8 protein-coding genes are annotated in these 12,343 nt (G+C 31.9%); 6 read left to right on the top strand and 2 right to left on the bottom strand.

The window, feature by feature from the left end; all coding sequences use genetic code 11:
- The first annotated feature begins 421 nt into the window (after positions 1-421).
- The gene (locus B6D18_RS11250; RefSeq protein WP_086364528.1) at positions 422-1,135 is read left to right on the top strand and encodes a helix-turn-helix domain-containing protein; all 714 of its coding nucleotides are present in this window, start codon (positions 422-424) and stop codon (positions 1,133-1,135) included.
- A gap of 45 nt (positions 1,136-1,180) precedes the next feature.
- Positions 1,181-2,236 carry a YdgH/BhsA/McbA-like domain containing protein gene (locus tag B6D18_RS11255; RefSeq protein ID WP_086364529.1) on the top strand — a complete coding sequence of 352 codons (1,056 nt, stop codon included), beginning with the start codon at positions 1,181-1,183 and terminating at the stop codon, positions 2,234-2,236.
- 65 nt (positions 2,237-2,301) lie between these two features.
- Here the strand turns inward: B6D18_RS11255 and hrpA are convergent, their stop codons facing one another.
- On the bottom strand, positions 2,302-6,171 hold the full coding sequence (gene hrpA, locus B6D18_RS11260; protein ID WP_086364530.1) for an ATP-dependent RNA helicase HrpA: 3,870 nt from the start codon (positions 6,169-6,171) through the stop codon (positions 2,302-2,304).
- A gap of 75 nt (positions 6,172-6,246) precedes the next feature.
- Between hrpA and B6D18_RS11265 the strand changes: the two genes are divergently transcribed.
- The 4 genes from B6D18_RS11265 (at position 6,247) to B6D18_RS11280 (ending at position 12,129) form a co-directional block, all read left to right on the top strand.
- Positions 6,247-6,663 carry an META domain-containing protein gene (locus tag B6D18_RS11265; protein ID WP_086364531.1) on the top strand — a complete coding sequence of 139 codons (417 nt, stop codon included), beginning with the start codon at positions 6,247-6,249 and terminating at the stop codon, positions 6,661-6,663.
- A gap of 332 nt (positions 6,664-6,995) precedes the next feature.
- Complete coding sequence (pykF, locus tag B6D18_RS11270; protein WP_034902737.1) at positions 6,996-8,408, top strand: pyruvate kinase PykF; 1,413 nt, start codon at positions 6,996-6,998, stop codon at positions 8,406-8,408.
- Positions 8,409-8,519: 111 nt separating this feature from the next.
- On the top strand, positions 8,520-10,577 hold the full coding sequence (ppk1, locus tag B6D18_RS11275) for a polyphosphate kinase 1 (RefSeq protein WP_086364532.1): 2,058 nt from the start codon (positions 8,520-8,522) through the stop codon (positions 10,575-10,577).
- 10 nt (positions 10,578-10,587) lie between these two features.
- The gene (locus B6D18_RS11280; protein WP_216818960.1) at positions 10,588-12,129 is read left to right on the top strand and encodes an exopolyphosphatase; all 1,542 of its coding nucleotides are present in this window, start codon (positions 10,588-10,590) and stop codon (positions 12,127-12,129) included.
- A gap of 54 nt (positions 12,130-12,183) precedes the next feature.
- On the opposite strand, the gene B6D18_RS11285 is transcribed toward B6D18_RS11280, so the two are convergent.
- A partial coding sequence (locus tag B6D18_RS11285) for an IS3 family transposase (protein WP_144063987.1) occupies positions 12,184-12,343 on the bottom strand: 160 nt, incomplete at its 5' end.

The raw sequence follows: 12,343 nt of genomic DNA on the forward strand, positions 1-12,343 counted from the left end.
TTATACGCTTAACTGATATATTACTAATAGGAAGTATTTACAAAATTGTCATCTATAAAATAAAAAATTATATTAAGTTAAATATTGATTATATTTAGTGCGCATAATGTATATTATGTTAAATATATTATATTATTACGAACTTAATTCTTCTTTTAAGAAGAACTGAATTATTCAGTAAATTTCGATTCTTCTCTCTATTACTTATCTCTATTAATTAAATGGGACTCTTAATAAACTTAAAAATAAATATGATTTATCAAAAAATGGTAATTTAATTATTTAATAATAATTTTCCATTTCTTTTCTATTTATTGAATAATAGAATATAAACTATATAGTTAGTTTTTGTTTTATTGAAAAATATGATAATCTTAACAATTAAAATCTTTAACAATTCTATTTAGGTTAATAGGTTAATATGCATACTATTTATAAAACATTGCGCAGCAATAGTTATTCCGTTCCTTGCGAATCATGTAGTCTTGGTGGACTTTGTATTCCAATGTTAATTAATAATTCACTGAGTAATATTTTAGAACGGCAAAAAACATATACTAAAGATGAAATAGTTGTTAAAGCAAAAACTCCATTTAAGAAGTTTTATATTGTTCATTCTGGCGCATTAAAGACATATGTGACGACACCAGAAAAAACTGAGCAAATTAATGGCTTTTATTTGCCTGGAGATATCGTTGGTTTAGATTCTATCTCAACAAAAGTTTATAATAGCAATATTCAAACTTTGGGTAATACTTCGCTTTGTGAGCTTCACTTTGATGAATTAATGACATTAATTGATAGTAACAAAAGTGTCCGTGATCTGGTATTTAAGTTATTGAGCACGGACATTTATAACTATCAAAAATTAATTCTCTGTTATTCGCAAAAAAAATCTGATGAACGTCTTGCTACTTTCATCTATTCTCTTTATCTTAGATATCAGCAAAGAGGACATACCTCTTTGAATATAAAACTGGCAATGAGTCGTGCTGATATAGCCAATTTTTTAGGATTAACAATTGAAACCGTTAGTCGCAATCTATCAAAATTACAAGAACAAAACATCTTAACAGCCAAAGGCAAATACATATATATCAATGATTTAGATTCTTTAATAGAAATATGTAACTAAATTTATCTGTGCTAAATTAATTAAAATTTACTGTAAGGTTTTTATATGACAAGTTTAAAGAAAACATTTATCGCTGCGACTATTGCGCTTATACCTTGTTCTTCATTTGCTGCACAACAATTGACTGAAGAACAAGCTAATAGCATGCAATCTTTCAAAAGCATTACTATTCGAGGTGCTTTTTATACTGATAGCGATTACGTTATGGCTATGTCAAAAGCTGCTGATAATGAAGGTGCGGCTTCGTTCTACATTACAACAACTAATATTAGTCCTTCAAATGATACTTTACGAATTGTCTATGCTAAGTTATATAAATCAGATGCCCCTAAAGCTGTAGAACCAACAGAAAATTTACGTAAGTTTGAAGGTGTATATGAGTATCCTAAAGCAAAAGCAATACGATTAGAACCATTCAATATTGTCCGTATTCGTGGCTACTTCCCAACTGATTATGACGTTAATCAAGCAATTGCTAAAGAAGCATCAGCCAAAGGTGCTTATGGATTTTATATTGATTCACGTTCAGAATTAGGTAGCACTTTACAAATTGCAGCTTATTTATTTAAAAAAGATGCGCCAGAACGTAAATTACAACCTGAAGACGCTATTCCTTATGATTCAGAGGCAGGTCAATTAGCTTTAGCTAAAGGTGGTGATGCTGCAATGCAGGTTGAAAAACCGGGTTATTATTCCCCTTCTGCGTTTAATGAAAAATATTATGCTGATAAGTTTAATAATAAGGTTATCGATAAAACGCCTACAACTTCGACTTCAATAACAACTACTACAGCTAAAGTTGCAACATCATCAAATACTGAAACAACGACATCTGTTGTTACTGAACCTCAGAGAGTAACTCGTTACACTGTAACATTATCTGATGGAAGAAAAATTCAAGAACTTAATGATGCTACAGCAGCTAAAATGGTTGCGTTTGATACATTGAAATTTAGAGGCTATTATGTCACTGATCAAGAAATTTCTTACCAAGCAGGTAAACGTGCGATTGAAGCTGGCGCAAAATATTATCATATTGCTCGTATAGCGCATGATACTAAAGGTCCAAATATTACGGTATTTGTAGATCTTTATCGATAATCAAAATGGGCGTCTACGCGCCCTTCTTTTTACTACCGTAACGTATCAGATTATAGATTCTAAAATTATAACTCTGTCGATACAGTCTCTATTTGTTGTCTTATGCGTTTTGCCGATATTGGGTATGGCGTTCCTAATTGTTGGGCAAAAAGATTAACTCTTAGTTCTTCAATCATCCATTTAATGTTAGTCACTTTACTTAATGATTTTTGATTTTCTGGCAAACTATTTAGCCAAGTTTGATATTCATTCTTAACTTCTTCTATTATATTCATTGCTTGTCTATCTTTAGCCATATTCGAACCAAGCTTTTCTAAACGTTTTTCAATCGCAGATAAATAGCGATAAATATCAGGAAGCTTGTCATAACCGGTTTGTGCAACAAACCCTTTATAGACTAATTCGCTGACTTGCTGCTTTATATCAGATAAAGCAAAAGCAAGGGATAGATCTACTCTCCCTTTTAATTTTTTATTAATATTAAAGTGTAACGTTAATATTGATTCTACTTGTTTAGCAATATCAACAACTGTTTCATTGATATGGCTTTTAGTGTAAGTTAGAAGTTGTTGATATTGTTGTTGATTATCAATAATTTGGTTAGTCTTTTCAATTAAATGATCAACGCCACAAGCAATACAATCATCAATAAGATTAAGTACTGTGCCAAATGAATTAAAATATAAGCCTAACTTAGATTTGTTTGGCAGTTTTTCATGTAAATATTTTATGGGTGATGGAATATTGAGGATTAATAATCGACGAATACCTAATTTACTTAAGCGCTTTTGTTCTTCCAACGAATCAACAAGTTTGATACTAACTGAATGTTGATTATCAATAATCGCTGGATAAGCTTTAATTATGTAATTGTTTTGTTTTTCTTCATAGATTGCTGGTAAAGAACCAAAATCCCAATCAGTAATATTATTCTTTTCTATTTTAATCGATTTTTTCTGGGTTAAAGATGATAACGCTTGTTGAACTTCTTTTTTAAGTTGTTCTTGAAGTTTAACTAAATCTTTGCCAAAAGCAATTTCACGATCATGATCAACAATACTGAAATTCATCTTTAAGTAACTAGGTACCTGATCAAGTTGCCAATCTGATGGCTCAATCTTAGTACCTGTCATTTTTCTAAATTCATTTTGTAACGTTTCAAGTAACGGCGATGCTGTTGAATTGGCTCTATTCAAAAAAGCTTCAGCATAATTTGGTGCAGGTACCAAACTTTTACGTAATGATTTAGGTAATGATTTGATTAATGAAATGATTAAATCATAGCGAAAACCAGGAACTTGCCAATCAAAACCACTATTTTTTATCTGATTAAGGATGTTGAGTGGAATAGTGATTGTGACGCCGTCACGCACGTTACCAAGATCAAACTGATAACTCAAAGGTAGCTTTAAGTTGTTTTGATACCAAAAATCTGGATAATCATTCACTTTCACCGGTTGTGCTGACTGTTTAATCAACATATTTTTTTTGACATTAAGAAATTCTGGATCAATTTTTTGTTTTGTTTTCCACCATGTATCAAAATGCTTTGCAGAAATGACTGATTTATCTATTCGTTCATCGTAAAAGTTATATAGGTCATCATCATCAATCAGAATATCTTGACGTCGAGACTTATGTTCAAGATCCTCAACTTCATTGATTAATTTTTGATTTTGCTTATAAAAACTGTAGTTAGTTTGCCAATCACCTTCCACTAACGCATGGCGAATAAATAAAGAGCGACTTAATATTGGATCAATTTTACTGTAATTAACCGTACGACTAGCAACAATAGGTAATCCGTATAAAGTGACTTTTTCGTTAGCAATGGTTGTTCCTTGCTTCTTAGACCATCTAGGTTCACTGTAACTGTATTTGACTAGATGTTTGGCTATTGGTTCGACCCATTCAGCTTCAATTTTGGCTGCCGTTCTCCCCCATAATCGACTGGTTTCAACCAATTCACTAGCAATACACCATTTTGGTTGATTTTTAAAAATTGCTGAATTAGGGAAAATAGCAAATTTGACATTACGAGCACCAATATATTCATGTTTTTCGATTTCTTTCATCCCAACATGCGATAATAAACCACTTAATAGTGCAATGTGTAATGAACGATAATCCGCTAATTGGCTATTGATCGGAAATGCTAGTTGTTTAACTGTTTGCCTAATTTGCGTATAAACATCTTGCCATTCACGAATACGCAGATAATTGAGGTATTCTTTTTGGCATAAACGTCTAAATTGATTACCCGATAATTCTGCTTGTTGACTGGCAATATAATTCCATAAATTAATAAAAGAGATAAAGTCTGATTCTTTATCGGCAAATCGTCGATGTTTTTCATCAGAAGCTTGCTGTTTATCAAATGGACGTTCTCTAGGATCTTGTATTGATAGTGCAGCAGTAATGATCATCACTTCTTTTATACAACCTAATTGCCTTGCTTCAACTAACATTCTCGCTAATCGAGGATCTATAGGTAACTGGGATAAAATTCGACCTATATCAGTTAAGTGATAATGATGATGTTTAGTATAAATAGCTCCAAGTTCTTCTAATAGTCGTATACCATCACGAATATACCTAGAATCAGGTGATTCCACAAACGGAAAAGCAGCAATATCACCTAATCCTAATGATGTCATTTGTAATATAACTGAAGCTAAATTTGTTCGTAATATTTCTGGTTCTGTAAATTCAGGTCTTGATAAAAAATCTTGTTCATCATAAAGCCGAATACAAATACCGTCCGATGTTCTACCACAACGCCCTTTTCTTTGATTTGCAGATGCTTGAGAAATTGGTTCAATTGGTAATCGTTGTACTTTAGTACGATAGCTATAACGACTAATTCTGGCTAAACCGGGGTCAATAACATATTTAATGCCTGGAACAGTTAACGACGTTTCAGCAACATTAGTTGCTAATACAATCCGTCGTCCATTATGCGGTTGGAAAATGCGATTTTGTTCTGATGCCGATAGTCTTGCGTATAAAGGTAGAATTTCAGTATGTTTCAATTCTAATTTTCTTAATGTATCAGCAAGATCTCGTATTTCACGTTCTCCCGTTAGAAAAATGAGTATATCACCAGCACTTTCCAATGAAAGCTCATCAATAGCATTAATGATCGGTTGAAAATCATTGTTTTTATCACTTTCAGAATCCTCACTAAAAATCACTGGCCGATACCTAACTTCAACCGGATAGGTTCTGCCAGATACTTCAATTATCGGTGCATGATTGAAATGATTAGAGAAACGTTCAACATCAATTGTTGCCGAAGTAATAATAACTTTTAAATCAGGACGCTTAGGTAATAGTTGTTTTAAATATCCTAAAATGAAATCTATATTTAAACTACGTTCATGGGCCTCATCAATAATGATAGTATCATATTGCAGTAATAGCTTATCTTGTTGAATTTCTGCTAATAAAATTCCATCAGTCATCAATTTAACCAATGTACTATCACTTACATGATCTGAAAATCTAACTTTGTAGCCGACTAATTGCCCTATTTCCGTCTTTAATTCTTCAGCAATACGGTTAGCTACCGAACGAGCGGCTAATCTTCTCGGTTGAGTATGACCAATATAGCCTTTTACACCTAGTCCTAATTCTAGACATATTTTGGGAATTTGTGTGGTTTTACCTGAGCCTGTTTCGCCAGCAATGATGACTACTTGATGATGTTTAATTGCTTCATAAATAGCCTGTTTTTTTTCAACTACCGGTAAATTACTAGGAAAATCAATATGATTAGGTAAAGATTGTAATCGAACATTATAATGTTCGACAGCTAAATTTATTGCTGATTCGATTTCAGCAACATTTTGTTTTTTATTAATAAGCTTTCTTATTTTTAGTTGATCTAAGAAAGTCATTGACGACAATTTGTTTAATTGTTGTTGAGATACCATAAGGTGTTGAGTATATTATTTACAATTATAATTATTATAAATTATAGCAAATATTCTTTATTTATAGGAGATTAAATGAATAAATCAGTATTACTATTATCTGCCTCGCTTATATTTAACTTAAGTGGATGCACTTCTTCAAATAGCATCAAAGAACAGGATCTTATGCATCACCATTATGTCCTGATGGAAACTAATGGATTGAGTTTACCTATTTTCGACAATGTTGATTTAGAATTTGGCGAAAATATGATGATGATTGGAAAAATGTGTAGTGAATTTTCAGCTCAAGTCAAACTTGAGAATAATATGATCAAAGGCCAGATAATCAATATGACCTACAATAAATGTCAGAATAACCAATTAGATTTACTCGATAATGTGATTAAAAAACTGATTATTGATGGGGCAAATGTTCAATTAATTGACACAAAATTAGTGTTAAAAAATAACCAAGACAAACTTATCTTTCAACTAAAGGATTATATGTAACTTAAAAAACCCCTTTCCTCAAAATTTTATAAAATCTATCGTTATTATCCAATCTGTTATATTTACTAATTGTATAAACTTAAAACAGATTTAATGATAAAAAAACTTTATTTAAAATAGAGTTAAGTCTATAATGAAGCCAATTTTTTGAGGGTCTATATTTTAATGAAAATAGTCAGTTTTTCAGATGCTGAAATAAAATTAAGTAACTATTTTTCAGTTACTCGATCCTTCTTATATCCCTTTCAATCCAATAAGAATATTTTGCATTTAGACATATACCCAGTTTATATGAAATTTAAACATTAACCTTAACAAGTAGTGATAATATTATGAAAAAGACAAAAATCGTTTGTACCATAGGACCAAAATCAGAATCAAAAGAGATGTTAACCAAATTATTAAATGCTGGCATGAATGTAATGCGTTTAAACTTCTCTCATGGTGATTATGAAGAACACGGTAATCGAATCAAAAATTTACGTGAAGTAATGCAAGAAACAGGCTTAAAAGCGGCAATTATGTTGGATACTAAAGGTCCAGAAATCCGTACTATTAAGTTAGAAGGTGGTAATGATGTATCTCTTGTTGCAGGTCAAACTTTCACTTTTACTACTGATGAAACCGTAGTTGGTAATTCAGAACGAGTTGCGGTTACTTATAAAGGTTTCGCTCAAGATCTTAAACCAGGAAATCGTGTATTAGTTGATGATGGTTTAATCGCTATGGACGTTGTCGAAATCAACGGTAACGAAGTTGTTTGTAAAGTATTAAATAATGGTGATTTAGGTGAAAATAAAGGTATTAACTTACCAGGTGTTTCTATTAAATTACCGGCACTTGCTGAAAAAGATAAAAATGATTTAATTTTTGGTTGTGAGCAAGGCGTTGACTTTATTGCTGCTTCTTTTATTCGTAAACGTTCTGACGTTGAAGATATCCGTGCTCATCTTAAAGCTCACGGTGGTGAAGAAATCAAAATTATTTCTAAAATTGAAAACCAAGAAGGTTTAGATAATTTTGATGAAATTTTAGAAGCTTCTGATGGTATCATGGTTGCTCGTGGTGACTTAGGTGTGGAAATCGCTGTTGAAGAAGTTATTTTTGCTCAAAAAATGATGATCAAAAAATGTAATAAAGCGTCAAAACCAGTTATTACTGCAACACAAATGTTAGACTCAATGATTAAAAACCCTCGTCCTACTCGTGCTGAAGCTGGTGACGTTGCTAATGCAATCATTGATGGAACTGACGCAGTTATGTTATCAGGTGAAAGTGCTAAAGGTAAATATCCATTTGAAGCAGTAAATGTGATGGCTACTATCTGTAAACGTACTGATGGTACTATTCCGGCTAAACTTGAATTAACAACCAAAGAAGAAACATTACGTATTACTGCTGCAGTATGTTGTGGTGCAGTTGAAATTGCTGAGCGTTTAAATGTGCCATTAATTGTTGTTGCTACTCGTAGTGGTAAATCTGCTCGTGAACTTCGTCATTATTTCCCGACAGCTCGTATTTTAGCGCTATCTTCAAGCCAAAAAACAGTTAATCAATTAGCATTATCTAAGGGTGTTGAGCCAATTTTAATTGATGCGATCAACTCAACTGATGATTTCTACCGTTTAGGTAAAGAAATGGCAGTTAAAGTTTGTAATGTTAAACAAGGCGATACTATTGTTATGGTATCAGGTGCATTGGTTCCAAGTGGTACTACTAATACAACTTCGGTACACCGCATCTAATCATTTTAAATTTGTTTAAATGAATGATAAAAAGCTAGCGATATGCTAGCTTTTTTTTTAACTTCCGTTATGCTGTTAGGTATTCAATTTGTAGAATGGACTAAATAAGACATGATTATAGAAAAAGTATATTCACCCAAAGAACTCAGTTGGTTATCCTTTAATCAACGAGTACTACAAGAGGCTGCTGACGAAAGTAACCCTCTTATAGAACGAATCCGTTTTTTAGGTATTTACTCCAGTAATCTAGATGAATTTTATAAAGTTCAATTTGCAAACTTAAAAAAATATGTTCTTATTGAGCAAGAACAATCTCAATCGACCTCCAATGCGAAACATTTATTAAGGCAAGTTAACCAAAAAGTTATTCAGCTTGAGTTACAATTTGATCAACTCTATAACGAACTGTTATTAGAAATGGCTAGAAACCAGATTTTTCTAATAAATGAAAGGCAACTTACCAGTTATCAAGAAAATTGGATAAAAAATTACTATAAGCAAAATCTAAGACAATATATCACCCCTATTCTTCTTGATAGTCATACCGAATTGATCCAATTTCTCAAAGATGATCATGCTTATTTGGCGGTGGAAATTATTTGTAAAGACAATATTAGTTATGCTTTATTGGAGTTACCTACCGACAATGCTCCTCGTTTTGTATTATTACCATCGGAAGTCTCAACCAAAAACAAATCAATTATCTTTTTAGATAATATTTTACGTTACTGTTTAGACGATATTTTTAAAGTCTTTTTTGATGCTGTTGAATTAAATGCGTATTCAATCAACATTAATCGTGATGCAGAATATGAATTAAATAGTGAACTAGATAGTTTACTAGAATTAATGTCACAAGGTTTGAAACAACGTTTAACGGCTCAACCAGTACGCTTTACCTATCAAAAAGATATGCCTAAAGCATTATTTGAATTATTGATTAATAAATTAAGATTAACAGAACAAGATGCAATGCCAGGCGGACGTTATCCTAATTTTAAAGATTTAGCTAACTTTCCTGATTTAGGGGGTAAAAATTTACTTAATAAACGTTTACCTAGTCTTGCTTATAATCGATTTAAAAAATTTAGGAATGCTTTTGCGACAATTAAGGATCGTGATGTATTGCTCTACTATCCTTATTATTCATTTGGTCATGTACTTGAGATCATGCGTCAAGCCTCTTTCGATCCAGCTGTGACCCATATTCGTATGAATATTTATCGGGTTGCGAAAGATTCACGATTTATACACGCAGCAATTAATGCCGCCAATAATGGTAAAAAAGTTACCGTGGTGGTTGAACTACAGGCTCGCTTTGATGAAGAAGCAAATATAAAATGGGCTAAAAGATTAATTCGTAGTGGTATTAAAGTTATCTATTCACAACCAAAACTCAAGATCCATGCTAAATTGTTTTTAATTGATCGACGAGAAGAAGATAGAATTGTTCGCTATGCACATATTGGCTCAGGTAACTTTAATGAAAAAACAGCACGAGTCTATACTGATTTTTCCCTATTAACTTCTGATCCGGCCATTACCGATGAAGTTATTAAAGTATTTAATTTCATTGAAAATCCATTTAAACCTGTTTCGTTTAATCACTTACTGGTATCGCCACAAAATACTCGTCAACGTTTTTATGAGTTTATTGAACGTGAAATTAATAATGCCAAAGCAGGAAAACCTTCTGGTATTTATTTAAAATTGAATGCGATCACCGATAAAGAGATGATTGATCAACTTTATCGAGCTTCATGTTCAGGTGTAAATATTAGAATGATTGTTAGGGGAACTTGTGTGTTAGTTCCTCAAATCCCTAATTTAAGTGAAAACATCTATGTAACGAGTATTGTCGATCAATATTTAGAGCACGCTCGTGTATATATTTTTGAAAACGATGGTAAAAAAGACACTTATATTTCATCAGCAGACTGGATGCCTCGTAACTTAGATAATCGAATTGAAGTAGGCGTTAAAATTTTTGATCCAGTATTAAAATCTACTATACATGATATCTTTAACTTGCAATGCAATGATAATGTTAAAGCAAGAATTATCGATAAAGATAATATGAATAATTATGTACAACGAGGCAATAAGAAAAAAATAAGAGCACAACATGCCATTTATGACTATTTAAAACATATGGAATCATCGGTATAAGGGTTTTAACGTGAATAAATTTAATGAATATGCTGTCATCGATTTAGGCTCTAATAGTTTTCATATGATCATCGCTCGCAATATCGATGGCGCTAGACAAATCATATATAAACATAAAAAGAATATTCATCTTGCTACTGGATTAAATGAATATAATGAATTAAGTGAATCAAGTATTAATCGCGGTATTGAATGTTTAGCATTATTTGCTGAACGATTAAATGGATTTCCAACCGAAAATGTAAGAATTGTCGCTACTTATACTCTACGAATTGCGAAAAATAGACTTAAATTTTTAAACGAAGCAGCTAAAGTATTACCTTACCCTATTGAAATCATTTCCGGTCAAGAAGAAGCTAGACTTATTTATCTCGGTACAATGACAGCAGAGTCAACCAATGAACATGATAGCAAATTCGTGGTTGATATTGGTGGTGGTTCTACTGAAATTGCTATTGGTAAAGGTAATGATTTAAAACCAATACTAGTAGCTAGCAGACCAATGGGGTGTGTTACTTATACTAAACAATTTTTTCCGCAAAAGAAAATCGATTACCATTCTTTTCAACAAGCAAAACTAGCTGCAGAACAACAAATTGAAAATTTAATTAACTTGATAAAAAAACAGAATATTAGTGTAGCTTTCGGTACATCCGGTACCATTAAAAGCATTTATAAAATTTTACTCGATATTGGGGTTAGCGACGGAATTATCACCCCTAAACGTTTGGATGATTTAATCAGTTACGTATTAGAATTTAATAATTTTAATGAAATTGATTTCCCATCTCTATCCGAGGAAAGAAAAAATGTTTTTGTTAGTGGGCTAGCCATCTTCAGTGGCGTTTTTAATGCATTAGGTTTAGAAGAATTACAATTTAGTCCAAGTGCTTTACGTGAAGGTGTTCTTTACGAACTTATTGATGGGCCGAACTATCGAGATATCAGACAAACAACAGCTGAATCGCTATCGCAACACTATAATATTGATGAGCGCCATGCTAAACAAATTGTAAAAACGGCAAAATACCTTTTTTCTCAATGGAAAGCACAATCATCCATGATCATACCACAAAGTGTGGAATCCATTTTATATTGGGCAGCGCAATTGCATGAGGTAGGTTTAAAAATTAACTTCTCTTCTATTCATAAACATTCTAGTTATATTCTAAAGAATAGTAATTTACCTGGATTTAATGAAGAACAACAATTATTGTTATCAACGTTGGTTCGTTACCATAGAAAATCGATTAATATAGAAGAGTTTCCTTATTTTAGTTTGTTTGAATTTAATCATATTATTGCCATGTTACAAATTCTCAGATTATCAATACTCATAAACAATCAACGCAGTACTGATCTAGATCTTAATGCTTTCAAGTTAATTTTGTCGCAAGAAAAGTTCACCAAAGTGACACTAGCAATAGATAAGCTGTTTGTTGAAAATAATAGGCTGATTCTATTAGATTTGGAACAAGAGCAAAAATATTGGAAAGCGGTTAATAATTGGAAATTATCGATTGAAACATTTCGAGATTTTTCCATTGATTAAAATAAAAAAAACCGCCTAAAAATTGAAGTGACCCCATAAAGTTGGACAGTTTTATTAAGCGGCTTGTAAGGCCTGATTTCGATATTCAACCGGAGTCAGGCCTTTTAATTTGGCTTTAATCCGTTTGGTGTTGTAGTATTCTATATATTCTTCTATTTTTTCAATCAATTCATCTGCATCTTGAAAGCATTGTCCATGATACATTTCTGATTTT

The sequence above is a fragment of the Gilliamella sp. A7 genome (assembly GCF_002142015.1).
Classification (GTDB): domain Bacteria; phylum Pseudomonadota; class Gammaproteobacteria; order Enterobacterales; family Orbaceae; genus Gilliamella; species Gilliamella apis_A.

Excerpts from the sequence above, each read along its gene's own strand:
- B6D18_RS11250 (WP_086364528.1), top strand. The coding sequence starts at position 422 with ATGCATACTATTTATAAAACATTGCGCAGCAATAGTTATTCCGTTCCT.
- hrpA (WP_086364530.1), bottom strand. The coding sequence starts at position 6,171 with ATGGTATCTCAACAACAATTAAACAAATTGTCGTCAATGACTTTCTTA.
- pykF (WP_034902737.1), top strand. The coding sequence starts at position 6,996 with ATGAAAAAGACAAAAATCGTTTGTACCATAGGACCAAAATCAGAATCA.
- ppk1 (WP_086364532.1), top strand. The coding sequence starts at position 8,520 with ATGATTATAGAAAAAGTATATTCACCCAAAGAACTCAGTTGGTTATCC.
- B6D18_RS11265 (WP_086364531.1), top strand. The coding sequence starts at position 6,247 with ATGAATAAATCAGTATTACTATTATCTGCCTCGCTTATATTTAACTTA.
- B6D18_RS11255 (WP_086364529.1), top strand. The coding sequence starts at position 1,181 with ATGACAAGTTTAAAGAAAACATTTATCGCTGCGACTATTGCGCTTATA.